A 15,530-nucleotide genomic window follows, 5' to 3' on the forward strand; every position below is an offset into this window, starting at 1 on the left:
TCATCTCATTTTGAAAAGCTCGATTCCTTAGGTGTCTTGTGCTCTATATCGCGCGTGCTATACTGATTTTAAGCATTAAAAGTAATATAAAGGTCGTATATACAATAAAAAAATATGAAAAAAGCTGAATTCGCAGAAGCACTCGGCCAGGCATTGGGTCTTGAGACGAAGAAGAAGGGCATGGAAACAGTTGATGCCTTCCTTGATATCGTGGTAAAGGCACTTTCGCGCGGCGAGGAGGTTTCGTTCCCGGGTTTCGGCGTATGGCGCGTGGTAAAGCGCGCGGCGCGCATGGGCGTGAACCCGAAGACGGGCGAAAAGATCCAGATCGCGGCTTCCACAAAACCGAAGTTCCGCGTTGGCAAAGCGTTGAAAGAGGCAGTCAAGTAGCCCCGCGCCACATGCTTGTGGCACAGGGCAAACTTTCCTTGCAAGGAAAATAAAAAAGACGCTGCGTGAGGCAGCGCCTTTTTTATTGTCTGACGTTGACGGTTTTGTAGAGGCGCGCTATGCTAGCCGTAGCGTGTAAGTGGTCGGTTTTCAGCGGGATCCTTTAGGGAGACAAGTCATGGAGTTGCTTGCCATTGGTCTCGTCAGCGCTGGCATCATTTTGCTGGTCGTTGGCCATCATAAGACGTCGGAAGCTCGTGATTTCTCCGTGAGGATCACGGTCCTGGGCGTCTACTGTTTCGTGGTGGCGTTGATGGCCCTGATGGTTGTGGAGCACGAGAAGAATGCCGAGAAGAATGCCAAGCTCCGTGATCGCGTCGCTGTCCTGGAAGCGCAGCTCGCAAAGCCCGCGGCTGGCGCGCCCGCCACGACCACCGAGTCCAAGTAGGAAGGAATCCGCGAAGAAGCGTGAACGCGGTTGCCACATCAGGCGACCGCGTTTCCATTTTATATCGAATTAAAAAAGAAGCGCAACGCGCTACATTATCATCACCAACCACCCCAAAAGGTGAAGAGCGTAAAGAGGCAACCCTCCTTTTGAGCCGGCATGTTGAGTGAGTACAGCGCTGCGCGAAGACCTATGTCGTTGTAACTCACCACCAAAACGTGAGATCCTTCGCTACGCTCAGGATGACAGGGGCTCGCTTTCCAAATGAGATGAGTGCTAGGAGCGACGACGAAGCTGTAGCCGTCAGTGCTACTGCGAGGAGGAGCGACAACGCAATCGCTCATTTCGAAAGCGAGCCCAAGCTACTCAATTCCTAGCATTTTTTTCACTGCTATATTCACCTCCATAAACGTCTTATACGCCCCCCGCAGTTCCGCGAACGACTGGTCAACAAGGTTGGAAATGCGTTCGTGCGGGGAAATGAGCTCGGCATCACCGGTCTCCGCGGGCATTCCTGGCCGCTCGCGCAGCATCCGCAATACGATATTGGTTGCGTCTTCGTGCAGGGCTTTTGCTTTCTTTAAGCTCGCACCGCTCGAAGTTACGAGAGGCTCAAGTGTGGTCATGGTGATGAGCTCCGCGCCTTTGAGTTTTCGCAGGTCCGCAAGTATTTTATCAAACCTTACCGCTGCGGTTTTGAGCGCCACGCGGTTTTGAAGAAGCAGTCCCAGACTCAAGATTTTCCGCACGCCGGGGTTGTATGTTTTTTCCCTCCACGCGCGCATGGTAACAGCGATAGCTTTCACGTCGCTTACATTTTTCGCTTCAAGCAGTTTTTTTTCCGCCTCGCTGTAGTAGGCATCAAATGACTGCAACATTTGGACAAACGTGCCGGATGTTTCCACGGCATCAAACGTGAAGTCGTCGGCGACCAATTCCTCGATATGTAAATCCGCAAGGCGCGCCTTCAGGTCTTTTGCCTCCACCAATCCTAACTCGATAATTTTTTGAAGGGTTTGGACTTTTGCGCGGAATTCCTGCTGATCTTTCTCGGCCGGTGGGGTGTCGTCTTTTGTTTGCGCTAAAGCATTCACGCTTGTTTTAAGGCTTTGGAGCGCGTCAGCGAGCGACGGCATGGTTTTGGGGGAGAACCATGACGCCTGCGCGATAGTAAACGTAAAGACGCCGATACAGGCGGCGGCTGTTTGAACCGCATAAGTTATGTAGCTCTTTCTCGTCATGGGACTACATTGAGACCGAATTCAAAAGTGCGTCAATATCCTTGCTTGCGTCTTTTTGCCGCTCCAACTCCCGCAGTTCTTTGTTCAATACGGCGTCATTCAAATGATCGGGTGCATTTTGTGAAACGGCTTTCAAGGCAACGGCGACATCCTGCGCTGAGGCGCCATAGTACCCGAATTGCGCGAGTTCTAATTCCGCATCCACACGCGCGGCCTCGGCGGCGATGCTTTTCGCGTTCAAACTGCCGATGATGAGCGGGGAGGCGCTGGACCAATTCAAGTATGAAAATCCGCCAGCGGCAACCACAATCACGAGTGCCGTGAGGGACAAGGCGACGCTGTAGCGCACGCTCTCAAAAAATCGGGCGCGCAGCGACTTCTGTAACTGCGGGTTTCCAAGAATCAACGCAATCGAACGGGCGCGATATGCGTCGTCCGGGGCAAGTTGCTGCAACTTTTTGATGTTAGATAAGAGTATCTTCATTGGTTTGGGGTTCGTTGTCGGAGAGAATAGCTCGGAGATTCTTGATGGCGCGATGTTGTATCAGTCGCACGGCACCCTCGGTTTTGCCAAGCGCCTCGGCAATCTCTCCCGGGGTCAAGTCATCAACAAATCGCAGGATGAGGATGTTCTGGTGGTCATCCGAGAGTTCGCGCATCGCGAGCTGTACGCGGTCGAGCTCCATGGTCTGGTCGGCGGCATGCTCGGTTTGCATCGCAAGGTCCGCGATACCTTCCGTCGTCTCATCAATCGGAGAGGTGAACTTCCGCGTGCGGTAGTGGTCAATGACTTTGTTGCGCGCAATTTGGTAGAGCCAGCTGGAAAAAGGATGCCCGCGATGGCGGTAGGTCCCGATGTTTTGCCAGGCGCTCAAAAAGACGTCGTGGGTCAAATCTTCCGCTTCCGCTTTGCTTCCGGTCTTCAAATAGACAAAGCGGTAGATTTGGGCGATATAATGGTCATAAAGCGCGCTATACGCGCCTCTGTCTCCATCGCAAGCGCTGGCAATAAGTTGTGGCTCCTGCTCTAACATATAGAACGATAGACCGATGTTTTAGTTACCAACACCCATCTCAATAAGTATATAGAGTCTGGGTAAATTTTACAGTCCCGATGAGTTGCTTTATACTCAATACTAACGATATGTCGGAATCGATTCTTCGAGTAAAAAATCTCTCCGTGTCCTTTGACGGCAAGCGCGTGCTTTCGGACATCGACGCGGAGGTGGCGCCGGGCGAGAGCGTGGCGATCATCGGGCCGAATGGTTCGGGGAAGACGGTATTCTTGCGGGCGCTCATCGGCGCCGTGCCGCACGAGGGGGAAATTCATTGGGCAAAAGACGTACGCATCGGCTATGTGCCGCAGCGCATCGACTTGGAGCGCACGTTGCCGCTCACGGTGCGCGACTTTTTGCTGACGCGCGCCGCGTCGCTGGGCCTAGTGCATGATACTATCCGGAAAAACATGGGGCTAGTGCGGCTTCCGGAAAGTTTTCTTGATAAAAAACTCGGCAGCTTGTCCTCGGGTCAGCTGCAGCGGGTGTTGATTGCCTTCGCGCTCATCGGCGATCCGAACGTGCTTCTGTTTGATGAGCCGACCTCCGGAGTTGACCTTCCGCGTGAGGAGCAGATTTATGAAACCCTGCATCGCCTGCAGGACGAGAAGCATTTCACGCTGTTTTTGGTGTCGCACGACTTGAGCTTAGTCTACCGCTACGCCACAAAGGTGCTTTGCATCAATCAGCGCCTTGTCTGTTACGGCACGCCGCAACATGTGCTAACCGAGGAAAATCTGCATCATCTCTACGGCGACCGTGTCATTTATCACCATCATCACAGCGAGGGGAGTCGCGAACATCATGAATAGCGACGCATTAACCATTGTGCTCATGCTCGTAGTCGCGGCGGCCTCCGGCTTGGTCGGCGTGTTTGCCTTGATGCGCAAGATGACGCTTGCCTCGGACGCCATTTCGCATATTGCATTGCCGGGGCTTGGGATCGCGGTGCTCTTGGAGATCAATCCGCTTATCGGCGGCGCGGCGGCGCTTTTGCTTGGGGCGATACTCATTTGGAGCATTGAGCGCAAAACGGAAATTTCAACAGAAACCATCATCGGTGTTATGTTTTCCGCCTCACTCGCCATCGGGAGTTTGATTACGCCACAAGAGGAGTTGATTGAAGTACTGTTCGGCGAAGCGCGGACGCCGTCACTTGCCGGTGCGCTCGTCGGCATGCTCGCCGCGTTCGTGGTTATTGTGTTTATCGTGCGAATGAAAGAACGGCTCACGCTCGCGCTCGTGTCGGAAGACCTCGCGACCGTGTCCGGTATTTCCGTTTCACGAATGAACTTATGGTTTCTCCTTATCTTCGCGTTGAATATCATTTTGGGTTTGCAGTTTTTAGGTGTTCTCCTTATGGGCTCACTCATCATCGTGCCGGCAGCCGTGGCGCGCAATCTCGGAACGAGTTTAAAAAACACACTTTTCATTTCTGTCGCCGTGGCGGTTTGTTCCGTCGGCGCCGGTTATTGGCTTGCGAACGCTTATGCCTTGGCGCTCGGCCCCGTCATCATCAGTATCGCCGCCGCGTTGTTTTTTATGAGCTTGTTTGTTGCGAAAAGGGCGTAAACTAAAACCTTGACTTCGATGTCGCGCAATATATACTCTTAACAGAGTTGGTTTCTTGTTGAAGGAGTGAAGCGATGCGCAAGCGCGATGTGTTCGTGTTCCTGCTTGGCGTGGCGGCGACCGCGCTGGTGGGGTGGATCGGCGTGTATGCATTCGGCCTGATTTCTCTTGAGCCGCGTGTTGCCTCGATGACGCATGATATGGACAGCGGCCGCTGCGTCGTCGTCGTTGGCTACGGCACCGGCATGGAATCGGAGTCGCAGAAGCGCGAGGGCGGGTGGCACCTTATCAGCTGGACGAATTCGGGGAAGCGCCTTGAGCAAGGCGGTAGCGAGGAGTACGCATACATCGTCAACAACAAAGAAGACGCCATTGCGTACCGCGATCGCCTCCTCAAGGGTCTTCATGGGCCTTAGTGGTAACAGGCAGCTGGCGCGGAGGAAAGCGTGGGGCCGTCGGGTAATCATCCGGCGGTCTCTTCTTTTACCACAGAGAGCGGGCCGCCCCTGCGGGTAGGGGGAATCTCACGTCGCGCTTGCGCGCTCCTGGGAACCCAGCGGTTCCCAACTTCCGCCACGGGAAAACTACCGTTTTCCCCGACTTCGTCGACCGAAGCCGACTACGACGGGCGGAGGCCGACCCCTTTCCCGTTCGATTCCCTGCTCATAATAAAAATCCCCGAATAGGGGACTTTTATTATGAGCGGGTAGGGGGAATCGAACCCCCGGCTTCAGCTTGGAAAGCTGAGGTATTGCCATTATACGATACCCGCGCTGATTCCTTTACGAAACTATCTTAACAGCCCGCTTGCCTCCTGTAAAGAAAAGGAGTAACTTAATATGTAATGAAAACCCGTCATAAAACGTGGCTGTGGATGGCAATGATAGTGATAGTCGGTGCGCTGCTCATCCGTTTTATTCTTGTCGGACCGAAGGTGGTTCCGGCGGAATTTACGGCGGCGCGTCAAACAGGTACGCGCCTTACTGAAGAAATTATTTTCCTTGCGAGCGCGTCGCGATCAGGATTGGAGGACATCGCGCGCTATGATGCCGAAGCCAACACCTCCGAGGCGCTCATTGCCACCTCGCGCGAATTGATACGCAACAAAGATGTCCGTGAGCGCGCGGTCAGCTTGTCCGTGGAACTCGGCAGAATGGCGCAGGCATTGCCGAACATCCAACCGGGAAGCGCGCGACAGATCGCGAGCGAGGCCATTGGCTACGAAGTGGCGCTTGTTTCGCGCCTTATTTCATACAATGACATATTAAACCGGCTGTTTGAGCTACTCCGAGCGAAATTTACCGGACAGGTAACAGAGACAGACGGCAAAGTGCGCGCCATGATCAACGACATTAACGCGGGGGCCAATGCCGCGAATGACTTGAACGCAGCATTTGTTGACGCGATGAAGCGGTTTGATGACGTATATCAATAAAGCAAAGAAGCAAGAAAGCAAAGAAGCAAAGAAGCAAAAAAACAAGAAAGCAAGGAAGCAAGGAAGCAAGGAACTGCAAGCGCAAACCAGAGGGGCGTACACCGCTCCTTTTTGGTTTATGCGCTTCTACGGGCGAGTGCTATAATGAAAGCAAATGGCCCAGCGGATAAAAATCTTTTCTTTGCTTCTTTGCTTCTTTGCTTTGGTGCTTTTATCGTCCGTCGCCTTTGCCCAGACCGCTGACCAGCTCATTGATCGCACCTATCGCTTCACGTTTACGACTTCCGTGACCGGCGGACCCGCGTATCATTTGGTTGTTTTAGTGCAGCTACCGGAAGATGTCATGGCCGCGGTGACAAACGACTCCGTGCGCTACGCCGACCGCGTGTTGTATCTTGTGGCACCAGGGACAGTGCAGCCGGGTACTTCGTGGAATACGGAGTTTGTGCTGCGTGGCGCGGCGCAAGCATTGAACGCGCTGGAAGGCGCTCCGGCACCGTTTATTTGGCGCGATGATTTCTTCAGCGGCGAGGGTTCGGTGGATTTGAGCAAAATTGTGGTGAGCGAGCAGCCGTTGGGATTTTTGCAGACCATCGGTAATACCATCAGGGAACTCCGCGCGAATCCCGAGGTGGTGCGTCAGATCAAAACCGTTGCGGTGCCGGTGTCGGTGACGCTTGGCGCCGTTGGCGTGGGGATTTTGACCACCACCGCCGCTTCGTCCAGCGCGCCGTTCGCGCTTAATTTAATCCAACTCCTCCGTTTTCTTGCGCTCGGTTTTTTGCGATTTGAGCGCCGCCGGCCGTGGGGGAGGGTATACAGCGAGTTGACCGGCAACCCCATTCCCGGCGCGACGGTGCGCATCTATGACGCGCAATTTAAGAAAGTGAAAGAAACGCAGATTACCGATCGCGATGGCCGATTCGGGTTTTTGGTTTCGCCTGGAACATATTTTTTGCAGATTGTGAAAAAAGGATTCACCGCGGTGGAGACGGGGGTCGTGCATGTTGCCGACCCCAAGGAAGTGGTCGCGCTGGAGATTCCTGTAAAATCCGAAACCAAAGAAGTAGATGAACGGTCGTTGCGGTTGCTCCGGACGCTCAACACCATCAAATCGGTGTTTGATCTCGTCAATCCGTATCTGTTTGTCTTCGGCACGGGGCTCAGCATGTTTATCGCCGTGATTGTGCCGACGGGCTTCAATTACGGTGTCTTGGTTTTGTATCTTGCGTTGGATGCGGTAAAGATTTTGTTGGCGCGCTGGTCGCTGAAGTCGTTTGGCATCGTGGCCGACGTGAAACTCAAAACCCCGCTGCCGCTCACGGTGGTACGCGTGTTTGATGAAAAGCGCAGCTGGCTCCTCGGCACGCATGTTACCGATGAACTTGGCCGCTTCAACTTTTTGCTTTCACCTGGTTCGTACTATGTTTCGTGCGCAAAAACGGGATACAAACCATACCAATCAAAACCCGTGTTCTTGAAGAAATCCGGAATCATCACGTTTGATGTGCAGATGGAGCGATTGCGGTAGCAATCGCACAATTGACAGAAAACAATTGACATTTGACCAGAGGAACTCAAGTTAATTGTCACGTGTCACCGGTCAAATGTTCTACGGCAGCGGCAGTTGCCCGATAACCTTAATTAAGCTTGTCCCCGTCATTGCTTTTGGTTTTTTGAGCCCCATCATTGCAATGATGGTCGGCGCGACGTCTGCAGAAATACCGCGCGTGATGATGGTGGACACGGGGTTCGCGGGTGTCGTGCGTTTGTTGTCTGATGCCGCGATCCAAAACGGCACCGGATTAGTGGAGTGTTCGGTGTCCGCCTCGTCGTTTTCCAGATTAATCATTTCCTCGCAATTGCCGTGGTCCGCGGTCACGTAGAGCACGCCGCCCACGTTTAATGTTTCATTCATGATGGTGCCCACGCACTCATCAATAACTTCCAGGCCGATAATTGCGGCGCTGATGTTTCCGGTGTGGCCAACCATGTCGCCGTTCGCGAAATTCACGGCGACGAAGTCGTATTGTTTAGAGCGGATCGCTTCAATTACTTTGTCGGCGATTTCCCGCGCGCTCATTTCCGGCTTCTGGTCATAGTCGGTCACGTTCGCGGCTGAAGGCACGATGACGCGGTCTTCGTGTTCAAACGGCTCCTCGCGCCCACCGTTCAAAAAGTAGGTGATGTGCGCGTATTTTTCTTTCTCGGCGATGTGGATTTGGCGCAACCCCGCGTCCGCGATGACTTTGGCGAGCGGTTCTGCGATGTGCTGTGAGGGGAATGCGATGTGCGCGGGGAGCGTCTCGTCATATTCGGTCATGGTCGCGATGAAAAGATTTTTGAACGCCGTGCGTGGAAACTCTTTGAACATCGGGTCAACGAAGGGGAGGAGCAGTTGCCGCATGCGATCCGGTCTAAAGTTCCAGAACAACAGCGCGTCGTTGTCGTGAACAGCGCCAATGGGCGTGCCATCGCGGACAATTGTTGTGCCGGGAATTACTTCGTCGCTGATGTTTTCTTTATATGCACCATCAAGCGCCGCTTGGATATCGTCCGCGTTTTTTTCTCCCTTGCCGATGATGGCGTCATAGGCGCGTTTTGTCCTGTCCCATTTTGCGGCGCGGTCCATGCCAAGGTAGCGGCCGGAAACGCTTGCGATTTCTCCCAGTCCCACCGCGGCAATTTCTTTATTGAGCAAATCAAAAAATAGCGGCGCGGATTGCGGCGGCACGTCGCGTCCGTCCGTGAACGCGTGGACAAATACCTTTCCGAAAAAGCCGAGCTGTTTTATGGCGCGAAGCAATGCAAAAAGGTGGTCAATGTGCGCGTGCACGCCACCGTTGGAAAGGAGGCCCGCAAGGTGGATTGCGGAATTGTTTTTTGTGGCGTGCGCCACCGCGTCTTTCCATACCGGTAAATCAAAAAATGTTTTGTCCTCAATCGCGAGGTTCACTCGAGGGAGGTGCTGATAGATGACGGTGCCGGCGCCGATGTTGGAGTGCCCGACTTCAGAATTGCCGACTTCACCCCACATAATGCCCACAGCAATGCCGGAGGATTGGAGTGCCGTACCCGGATAGAAATGACTCAAATAGCGCAAATGGGGGAGCCGTGCCATTGCTACGGCGTTGCCTTTCGTTTCAAGTGATAAGCCGAAGCCGTCTAAGATGAGGAGAACATGGGGACGATGCATACAATAACTTTAACAGAAGTAAGATGTAAGAAGTAGGAAGTAAAAAAGGAGCGCGCTGTCATTGCGAGGCGCAGCGGCGACGAAACAATCTCTCCGCCGGAAAGATGAAAGCGCTCCGCGCCAAATGTCTACTACCATGTCCGATCGGGCATGATAGTGGACATAGCAAATTTGTAAAAATGCAAACGCCCGGTACCAGTATGCGGTACGGGGCGTTCGAGTGCTTTGAGATCCTTCAGCCGATGGTCATCGGCTGAAGGATGACGTCTGTTGGGTGTCACTTCTTTTCGTTGGGCTTCAGTTCGTCGGGGAGCGGATAGTGCTTCGCGTCGCCCTTCTTTGCGGCCTCCATGATGAGCGTGAAGCCCGCCTTTTCGGTGACCGTGGAAAGGGGGCGACCCAGCACCCAGATGCCGTCGTTCTCGCCGTGCCCCTTGATGATCGTGACGAAGTAGGTGTCACTGGTCGGCATCGCCTCGGCGGGAATGGTGAAGCCCGTCGTCTTCGAGGCGTTTGCCTCGACGACGTTCGTCGCCGTATTCTTGTCTTGCGTGATGTTCTTGTTGGCGACTCGGTTTAGCAACACCGCGCAAACGCCGACGGCCGTCATCGTGATGACGATCAACAACGCCGCGATTGTCTGTTTCATCTCGGTCCTCTCCTAATGAGCCATTTCTCGATGGTCATCCCGACACAAGTCGGGATGAAACAATTGTTTACTGCAACTAGCATAGCACAGGGCGTCTGAAAATGCAAACGCCTGGCTGAGACATAAGACGTAAGAAGTAGGAAGTAAGGCGACAGGTGGGCGTTCTCGTTGCTCTTACTTCTTATTTTCTATGTCTTACTTCTTCCCAAGAACCACTCCACCGTTCTCTTCAACCCTTCCTTAAACTTCACTTCCGGAACATAACCGAGCCATTCCTTTGCTTTGGAAACATCCGCGTGCGTGTCACGGACGTCGCCCAACCGCGGCGGGCGAGCTTCAAGCTGCAGTTTTTTGCCGGTATATTGCTCAATTAACTTGCGCGCTTCGTTTACGGTTGTGCGTTCGCCGTGGGCGATATTGAACATTTCACCGTTTAACTTTTTCGGCGCCTGCATGGCAAGGATGTTCGCGCGGACGACGTTGTCTACGTAGCAAAAGTCGCGTGACTGCGTGCCGTCGCCTTCAATAAACGCCTTTTTATGCTTCGGAAAATAGAGCGATTCAAGCCACGCGGAAATCACCGTGGAGTAGGGCGAGTCACCGTATTGTCCGGGACCGAAGACGTTAAAGTAGCGGAGCGACACGGTGTCTAACCCATAGAGTTCGGAAAACATTTTGCAAAACGATTCGCCGACATATTTTTGGAGCGCGTAGGGCGATTTGGGATCTGCCGGATTTTCCGATTCTTTGGTCGGGAGTTTTTTTGCTCCGCCATAGGCCGCGGATGAAGCCGAATATATAAAGCGTTTGATGCCGTTATTTTTTGCCGCTTCAAGCAAGGCAACGGTGCCCCCGATGTTCACGAGCGTCGTTTTCGCTGGCTGCTCAATGGAATATGACACGCGGGGGAGTGCCGCGAAATGAAATACGTATTCGGGTTTATGTTTTGTGAAAATCTTCGCTAACAGTTTTTCGTCTAAAATAGAGCCCTCATAAAAAACGAAAGTTTTTTTGCCCTGAGCGGAGTCGAAGGGCGTTAATACTTCGTGCCGTCCGGTTGAAAAATCGTCAATTCCGACGATGGCGACCTTCGGAAACTCGCGGTGAAATTGCGCCACAAAATTGCTGCCGATAAATCCGGCGCAGCCAGTGACTAAAATCGCTCGAGGTTGGATGTTGGAAGTTTGAGGTTTCATCTACGTTATCATACATAACTCCGGGTGTTATAAAAAGTTGCAGCCCGCCCACACATCGTGTGAGCGGGCTTGCGGGGCTCTAGTTCTCGGATGGCGGCCGCAGAGCCGCCTCCCGCGCCTGGATCTTGCGGACCCAGGCGCCGTGCTCCTTCTGGAGCTCGACGTCGCGGGTTGCCGCCTCCCGCGCCAACTGCGCCTTCAAGGCGCGGAGGCTGTAGCGGAAGATGAGACACGTGAGTACCAAACCCACGATCGCAGACGCGTCCAGGATGTTCATGGATTCGAACACGGCATCCTCCAGTGAAAGAAACCCTTGGTTTTCCCTTCATTTGCAGGCTAACACCACCTGCATTTACTACATACATTGTACGCCTTAAATACGGTTTTGTCAATAGTATGAGATAATGCGATGCTTGGCGTGGTAAAACCAACAAAATCCATCGGCAATTCGGTGGTCAAGGAGAGTAACGAGTGCTTCCTAACTTCACGATCGTGAAGTTAGGAAGCACTCTACATTCGTATAAAAAAACTTTTGTCGGGCCGCTGGGAATTTCACGTCGCGCTTGCGCGCTCCCTAAAACCCAGCGGTTTTAGTATTTCCGCCACGGAAAAACTTCCGTTTTCCCGGCCCCTTTCCCGTTCACTTCCGCATCCCTCCCTTCAGTCGGGCCGCTGGGAATTGAACCCAGTCAACATGCTCCCAAAGCATGCGTACTACCGGTATACGACGGCCCGCAATATTGCCATTCTACCCTAAAATTGCATAAAACGTCAAAAGTTGATAATGTATAAACAAAATCGCCCCCGTAGCTCAATGGATAGAGCAGTGCTCTTCTAAGGCATTGATGTAGGTTCGATTCCTACCGGGGGCACAGAATGACAAAGCCACGCAATGCGTGGCTTTGTCATTCTGTCTGGTAGGAATCGAACCGCGGGCTCCCTGTTTACCCAAGAGCGTAGAGATTGGCTCGTAAACAGCAGTACTTTAGTGTCGCAAGCTCCGGTGAGGAGCTGAAGATTTCAAACTTCAGCAGAAGTTTGAGGCGATTCCTACCGGGGGCACAAATCAGAATACCGCCTTACGCGGTATTTTGATTTGTGCCAGGAATCGGACGAAAAAATTCCTCGTAGCGCTATCGAATAGTGTATACTAATTTCATAGCGTCATAACGCGGTCGAATTAAAATAAAAAAAATTCTTTCATGGAAAATATAGACCAATATAAAGCGTTGCTTTCCGAAGTGATCGCGAAGGAGGCGGTGATTCTGGGGCCCGACATCGCAATACTCAAGGCGCGCAATGTCGCGGAGCTTGCGATCTCGGATAAGGGCGAAGTGACTGACATTACGGGGAATCCCGATGAGGCGGTGCAGAAGCTCATCGAGGAGTACGTGAATCTTTCCGGGCTCATTGTTAAAAACGTCACAAAGTCGATTTTTGAGAAGTATCAGATGATGCAGCCGAAAAAGTAAAACGCATCATCGTACGTAACATCAATATGAAAAAAGGATTATTGTTCGGAACGGTTGCCGCATTTGTCGCGCCACTTCTTGCGCTTGCGCAGGAAAGCGCGGGAATGACGACGCTCTATACGATTCAGCTGATTCCTGAGGGCGGAGTGATGGATATCTTCCACTTCCTGAATTTAGCACTTGGTCTCTTTGCGGCATTTTACGCAGTGAAACTCGCGGCGCTTTCGCAGGGCGGGGAGCTTGAGAAGACATGGAACGCGCTTGCGTTTGCTGCGGTATTGTTCGCGCTGACACACATCGCAAACGTTATGAGCGCGCTTGGCTTTGTCTCTATCGGTGGCATTAACGAGGTGCTCGGATTGCTTCTCTCGGGAACGCTTCTGTATGTCTTTATGAGGACGCGGAGCGCGCTTTTGGGGAGAATTCTTGGAAAATAGCTGGTAGATCTTAGTTAATGGAAGCAACGACCATCATCATTGCGGTGCTCGCGGTTGGGTTTGGGCTGTTCTCTTATTGGGAGAACCGCGCGTTTAAGCGCGTTCTTTCCCAAAGCGCCGAGGAAGCAAACCGCCGCATGTACGAGCTTGCGATGTTGAAAGAACTTGGTGAACGCACCGGCTACTCGTTAAATATTCAAAACATCGTTGACGTCATCACCGGGTCGCTGCATCAGTTTATTGAGTACAGCGCGGTGTCGTATATGCTGCTGGAGCCCGAGGCGGTGATGTTTAAGATACACCTGGAGCGGTCGGTGCCGCGCAAGTTTATTGACGATGTGCGCGACCGGATGCTCGGTTCGCTTTCGGCGTTGCTGGACCGGACATTCCAAAAGCAGCAGGTTGCCGAGGTTGTCTCCGGCTCCATACTCGTGGAGGATCCGGCGTTGTCCGTGCGGTCATTTTTCAACATTCCGATCATCATCGGCGAAAATCCGGTTGGCGTCATTACGGTCGCGCATACCGAGCCAGGCCACTTTGCGGAGGAAGAGATGACCATTCTCTATAAAATCACGCAACAGGCTTCGCTCGCCGTGACGCGGCTGCAGGAAGTCGTGGAAACCGAACAACGGAAACTCTCCGCGATGGTGGAGAGTATCACCGAAGGGGTGGTGATGACCGGGCTGGACTATCGTATTGTCGCGGTGAACCCCGCGGCAAAACGCATGGTGGGCATTGCCCCGGGGAAAAAAGACGTCACGCTCTTTGATTTTGTGGAGCATCTGGGCGGGAAATTTGATATGAAGGGGAAGCTGGAGGAAAGCGTGAAATTGGATAAGGTGCTGGAGGTGTCGGAGGCGCTTATCGGGGAAAAGTATTATCAGATTTTTGTAGCACCCGTCAAAAGCAGCGCCGGCGTCGCGCAAGGAGAAGTGTTGGGCGGCGTCGTTATTTTTCATGACATTACGCACGATAAAGAACTGGAGCGGCTGCGGGACGATTTCACGGCGATGATTGTGCACGAGCTTCGTTCGCCGCTCACGGGTATTAATAAGCTTGCCGAGGTGTTGCAGCTGCCCAATATCGCCGCCGACAAACAGAAGCGCGCGAAAGACATCGTGCTTATTTATGATGAATCGCGCCGCATGATCGCGCTCGTGAACGACTTACTGGACGTCGCGCGGCTGGAATCCGGGAAATTTGAGATGACAAAGGTGCCGTCGGATACCTGCGGCGTCATCCGCGAGCGCGCGACGTTTTATACTGCAGCGGCCGAGGGCGCGGGTGTGACGCTCGCGGTTTCCTGTGATGATCGTTTGCCGAAAACCGTTGCCTTTGACCCGTTGCGCATCGCGCAGACGCTCAATAATTTGATTTCTAACGCCATCAAGTTTTCGCCTGCCGGAGGCACGGTACTGGTGGAGGCGTTGCGTCACGCGGAAGGCGAGTTGATAGAAGCGGAGGCGAAGGCGGCGGGCTTTGCCTGGCTGTGGGTAAAAAGCGAAGAGCGGCTGAAAAAAATCGGGGACGCGGTGGTGGTCGCCGTAACGGATGTCGGAGAGGGGATTCCGGCGGATGAGATTCCGCTGTTGTTTACAAAATTCAAGCAAGTTCAGCGTGGCATATTGGGGCAGGAGAAAAAAGGCGCGGGGTTGGGGCTCGCGATCGCGAAAGGACTTGTGGAGGCGCACGGGGGCATTATTGGCGTTTACTCGCGCGAAGGCGAAGGAAGCGTGTTCTATTTTACCATTCCATTGGCGTAGTACGAGTATTTAGTATTGGGTATCCAGTATTCAGTATGGGAGGACAACGACCCTCGAGCCCATACGAGATACTGAATACTCCATACGTAATACTTTCGCGGGGGCATCTATTGACAAAAGCCTAGCACTATGCTAGGATGTTTTTGGTTCCGAAGGTGGGTAGCTCAACGGTTGGGCGAACCGCTTTCGTGTAAGGAGGAAGTCATGAGAAAGCGCAGCGAGATCACGGAAGTCCGGATCGGACGGGTGCGCCCGGTGCGTACGAGGCGGGATCGGCAGCTGCTCGACCGGCCGCCATGTCAGGAGAAGCCCGAGGTCTCCTCGAGACCCGAGAGGACCTACACGATCGACAAGGACTACGACGACCACAGGCAGATGATCTTCGCTTCGATGGGAGTTCAGTAGAAGGAGAAGAACGAGATGGGAACGAGCAATCTGACCCGGCGCGCGCCTCGTCGTGAGGCATGCGGCGTTAGGCGCGAGATCGCGGAGGGGATCGACAAAATTCGCGTCGCCCTCGAGGACGATAGCCGTTACCTGTACGAGGTGTGCGATTGCGAATTCGATGACTGGGGAGACGACTTCTTCGAGTTGCCGCGCGATGACCCGTATCCGAACCCTTTCGAAAACGATGGTGAGGAGTGCGGAGAGGAGGACGCGGACGAGGAGGACTAGT

Annotated in this window: 19 protein-coding genes and 3 tRNA genes; 13 read left to right on the forward strand and 9 right to left on the reverse strand. The window is 53.3% G+C overall.

Features of this window, described 5'->3' with window-relative positions; translation table 11 throughout:
• The first annotated feature begins 114 nt into the window (after positions 1–114).
• Positions 115–390, forward strand: a complete 276-nt coding sequence (locus Q7R85_02260; protein ID MDO8584927.1) for an HU family DNA-binding protein — start codon at positions 115–117, stop codon at positions 388–390.
• 178 nt (positions 391–568) lie between these two features.
• Positions 569–838: a hypothetical protein gene (locus tag Q7R85_02265; protein ID MDO8584928.1), complete on the forward strand. Its 270-nt coding sequence runs from the start codon at positions 569–571 to the stop codon at positions 836–838.
• Positions 839–1,200: 362 nt separating this feature from the next.
• Here Q7R85_02265 and Q7R85_02270 read toward each other — a convergent pair whose 3' ends face one another.
• From Q7R85_02270 to Q7R85_02280, 3 genes are read right to left on the reverse strand one after another with little or no spacing between them, the layout of a single operon-like run.
• On the reverse strand, positions 1,201–2,079 hold the full coding sequence (locus Q7R85_02270) for a hypothetical protein (protein MDO8584929.1): 879 nt from the start codon (positions 2,077–2,079) through the stop codon (positions 1,201–1,203).
• 4 nt (positions 2,080–2,083) lie between these two features.
• The gene (locus tag Q7R85_02275) at positions 2,084–2,563 is read right to left on the reverse strand and encodes a hypothetical protein (protein MDO8584930.1); all 480 of its coding nucleotides are present in this window, start codon (positions 2,561–2,563) and stop codon (positions 2,084–2,086) included.
• The gene (locus Q7R85_02280) at positions 2,544–3,113 is read right to left on the reverse strand and encodes an RNA polymerase sigma factor (GenBank protein MDO8584931.1); all 570 of its coding nucleotides are present in this window, start codon (positions 3,111–3,113) and stop codon (positions 2,544–2,546) included. The genes Q7R85_02275 and Q7R85_02280 overlap by 20 nt, the downstream gene beginning before the upstream one ends.
• A gap of 110 nt (positions 3,114–3,223) precedes the next feature.
• Between Q7R85_02280 and Q7R85_02285 the strand changes: the two genes are divergently transcribed.
• The 3 genes from Q7R85_02285 (at position 3,224) to Q7R85_02295 (ending at position 5,122) form a co-directional block, all read left to right on the forward strand.
• A complete protein-coding gene (locus Q7R85_02285) occupies positions 3,224–3,946 on the forward strand; it encodes a metal ABC transporter ATP-binding protein (protein MDO8584932.1) in 723 nt (240 codons plus the stop codon).
• The gene (locus Q7R85_02290) at positions 3,939–4,706 is read left to right on the forward strand and encodes a metal ABC transporter permease (GenBank protein MDO8584933.1); all 768 of its coding nucleotides are present in this window, start codon (positions 3,939–3,941) and stop codon (positions 4,704–4,706) included. The genes Q7R85_02285 and Q7R85_02290 overlap by 8 nt, the downstream gene beginning before the upstream one ends.
• Positions 4,707–4,780: 74 nt before the next feature.
• The gene (locus tag Q7R85_02295) at positions 4,781–5,122 is read left to right on the forward strand and encodes a hypothetical protein (protein MDO8584934.1); all 342 of its coding nucleotides are present in this window, start codon (positions 4,781–4,783) and stop codon (positions 5,120–5,122) included.
• 285 nt (positions 5,123–5,407) lie between these two features.
• On the opposite strand, the gene Q7R85_02300 is transcribed toward Q7R85_02295, so the two are convergent.
• Positions 5,408–5,478: transfer RNA gene (locus Q7R85_02300), tRNA-Gly, on the reverse strand.
• Positions 5,479–5,550: 72 nt separating this feature from the next.
• Here Q7R85_02300 and Q7R85_02305 point away from each other — a divergent pair.
• From Q7R85_02305 to Q7R85_02315, 3 genes are read left to right on the forward strand one after another with little or no spacing between them, the layout of a single operon-like run.
• The gene (locus Q7R85_02305; protein MDO8584935.1) at positions 5,551–6,141 is read left to right on the forward strand and encodes a hypothetical protein; all 591 of its coding nucleotides are present in this window, start codon (positions 5,551–5,553) and stop codon (positions 6,139–6,141) included.
• Positions 6,125–6,286 carry a hypothetical protein gene (locus tag Q7R85_02310; protein ID MDO8584936.1) on the forward strand — a complete coding sequence of 54 codons (162 nt, stop codon included), beginning with the start codon at positions 6,125–6,127 and terminating at the stop codon, positions 6,284–6,286. Before Q7R85_02305 ends, Q7R85_02310 begins: the two co-directional genes overlap by 17 nt.
• 9 nt (positions 6,287–6,295) lie before the next feature.
• Positions 6,296–7,672 carry a carboxypeptidase-like regulatory domain-containing protein gene (locus Q7R85_02315; GenBank protein ID MDO8584937.1) on the forward strand — a complete coding sequence of 459 codons (1,377 nt, stop codon included), beginning with the start codon at positions 6,296–6,298 and terminating at the stop codon, positions 7,670–7,672.
• A gap of 81 nt (positions 7,673–7,753) precedes the next feature.
• Here Q7R85_02315 and gpmI read toward each other — a convergent pair whose 3' ends face one another.
• From gpmI to Q7R85_02340, 5 genes are all read right to left on the reverse strand, one after another.
• Positions 7,754–9,337 carry a 2,3-bisphosphoglycerate-independent phosphoglycerate mutase gene (gene gpmI / locus Q7R85_02320; GenBank protein ID MDO8584938.1) on the reverse strand — a complete coding sequence of 528 codons (1,584 nt, stop codon included), beginning with the start codon at positions 9,335–9,337 and terminating at the stop codon, positions 7,754–7,756.
• A 277-nt stretch (positions 9,338–9,614) separates the two neighbouring features.
• Positions 9,615–9,986, reverse strand: coding sequence for a hypothetical protein (locus tag Q7R85_02325; protein ID MDO8584939.1), 372 nt, complete (start codon positions 9,984–9,986; stop codon positions 9,615–9,617).
• A 188-nt stretch (positions 9,987–10,174) separates the two neighbouring features.
• The gene (locus tag Q7R85_02330; GenBank protein ID MDO8584940.1) at positions 10,175–11,182 is read right to left on the reverse strand and encodes a GDP-mannose 4,6-dehydratase; all 1,008 of its coding nucleotides are present in this window, start codon (positions 11,180–11,182) and stop codon (positions 10,175–10,177) included.
• A gap of 79 nt (positions 11,183–11,261) precedes the next feature.
• On the reverse strand, positions 11,262–11,459 hold the full coding sequence (locus tag Q7R85_02335; GenBank protein ID MDO8584941.1) for a hypothetical protein: 198 nt from the start codon (positions 11,457–11,459) through the stop codon (positions 11,262–11,264).
• 387 nt (positions 11,460–11,846) lie between these two features.
• A tRNA-Pro gene (locus tag Q7R85_02340) sits at positions 11,847–11,917 on the reverse strand.
• A gap of 65 nt (positions 11,918–11,982) precedes the next feature.
• Here Q7R85_02340 and Q7R85_02345 point away from each other — a divergent pair.
• The 5 genes from Q7R85_02345 (at position 11,983) to Q7R85_02365 (ending at position 15,529) form a co-directional block, all read left to right on the forward strand.
• Positions 11,983–12,054, forward strand: a tRNA-Arg gene (locus Q7R85_02345).
• 330 nt (positions 12,055–12,384) lie between these two features.
• The gene (locus Q7R85_02350; protein ID MDO8584942.1) at positions 12,385–12,654 is read left to right on the forward strand and encodes a hypothetical protein; all 270 of its coding nucleotides are present in this window, start codon (positions 12,385–12,387) and stop codon (positions 12,652–12,654) included.
• A gap of 26 nt (positions 12,655–12,680) precedes the next feature.
• Positions 12,681–13,091 (forward strand): hypothetical protein, encoded by a 411-nt coding sequence (locus Q7R85_02355; GenBank protein MDO8584943.1) that lies wholly within the window; start codon positions 12,681–12,683, stop codon positions 13,089–13,091.
• A gap of 17 nt (positions 13,092–13,108) precedes the next feature.
• Positions 13,109–14,854 (forward strand): ATP-binding protein, encoded by a 1,746-nt coding sequence (locus Q7R85_02360; protein MDO8584944.1) that lies wholly within the window; start codon positions 13,109–13,111, stop codon positions 14,852–14,854.
• Between the two features lie 420 nt (positions 14,855–15,274).
• A complete protein-coding gene (locus tag Q7R85_02365; protein ID MDO8584945.1) occupies positions 15,275–15,529 on the forward strand; it encodes a hypothetical protein in 255 nt (84 codons plus the stop codon).
• Position 15,530: the final 1 nt, after the last annotated feature.

The organism is bacterium, from assembly GCA_030649055.1.
Taxonomy (GTDB): domain Bacteria; phylum Patescibacteriota; class Minisyncoccia; order UBA6257; family JAUSGH01; genus JAUSGH01.

Excerpts from the sequence above, each read along its gene's own strand:
- Q7R85_02270 (MDO8584929.1), bottom strand. The coding sequence starts at position 2,079 with ATGACGAGAAAGAGCTACATAACTTATGCGGTTCAAACAGCCGCCGCC.
- Q7R85_02295 (MDO8584934.1), top strand. The coding sequence starts at position 4,781 with ATGCGCAAGCGCGATGTGTTCGTGTTCCTGCTTGGCGTGGCGGCGACC.
- Q7R85_02350 (MDO8584942.1), top strand. The coding sequence starts at position 12,385 with ATGGAAAATATAGACCAATATAAAGCGTTGCTTTCCGAAGTGATCGCG.
- Q7R85_02285 (MDO8584932.1), top strand. The coding sequence starts at position 3,224 with ATGTCGGAATCGATTCTTCGAGTAAAAAATCTCTCCGTGTCCTTTGAC.
- Q7R85_02330 (MDO8584940.1), bottom strand. The coding sequence starts at position 11,182 with ATGAAACCTCAAACTTCCAACATCCAACCTCGAGCGATTTTAGTCACT.
- Q7R85_02355 (MDO8584943.1), top strand. The coding sequence starts at position 12,681 with ATGAAAAAAGGATTATTGTTCGGAACGGTTGCCGCATTTGTCGCGCCA.
- Q7R85_02265 (MDO8584928.1), top strand. The coding sequence starts at position 569 with ATGGAGTTGCTTGCCATTGGTCTCGTCAGCGCTGGCATCATTTTGCTG.
- Q7R85_02275 (MDO8584930.1), bottom strand. The coding sequence starts at position 2,563 with ATGAAGATACTCTTATCTAACATCAAAAAGTTGCAGCAACTTGCCCCG.
- Q7R85_02305 (MDO8584935.1), top strand. The coding sequence starts at position 5,551 with ATGAAAACCCGTCATAAAACGTGGCTGTGGATGGCAATGATAGTGATA.
- Q7R85_02290 (MDO8584933.1), top strand. The coding sequence starts at position 3,939 with ATGAATAGCGACGCATTAACCATTGTGCTCATGCTCGTAGTCGCGGCG.
- Q7R85_02310 (MDO8584936.1), top strand. The coding sequence starts at position 6,125 with ATGACGTATATCAATAAAGCAAAGAAGCAAGAAAGCAAAGAAGCAAAG.
- Q7R85_02280 (MDO8584931.1), bottom strand. The coding sequence starts at position 3,113 with ATGTTAGAGCAGGAGCCACAACTTATTGCCAGCGCTTGCGATGGAGAC.
- Q7R85_02315 (MDO8584937.1), top strand. The coding sequence starts at position 6,296 with ATGGCCCAGCGGATAAAAATCTTTTCTTTGCTTCTTTGCTTCTTTGCT.
- Q7R85_02260 (MDO8584927.1), top strand. The coding sequence starts at position 115 with ATGAAAAAAGCTGAATTCGCAGAAGCACTCGGCCAGGCATTGGGTCTT.
- Q7R85_02335 (MDO8584941.1), bottom strand. The coding sequence starts at position 11,459 with ATGAACATCCTGGACGCGTCTGCGATCGTGGGTTTGGTACTCACGTGT.
- Q7R85_02365 (MDO8584945.1), top strand. The coding sequence starts at position 15,275 with ATGGGAACGAGCAATCTGACCCGGCGCGCGCCTCGTCGTGAGGCATGC.
- Q7R85_02325 (MDO8584939.1), bottom strand. The coding sequence starts at position 9,986 with ATGAAACAGACAATCGCGGCGTTGTTGATCGTCATCACGATGACGGCC.
- gpmI (MDO8584938.1), bottom strand. The coding sequence starts at position 9,337 with ATGCATCGTCCCCATGTTCTCCTCATCTTAGACGGCTTCGGCTTATCA.
- Q7R85_02360 (MDO8584944.1), top strand. The coding sequence starts at position 13,109 with ATGGAAGCAACGACCATCATCATTGCGGTGCTCGCGGTTGGGTTTGGG.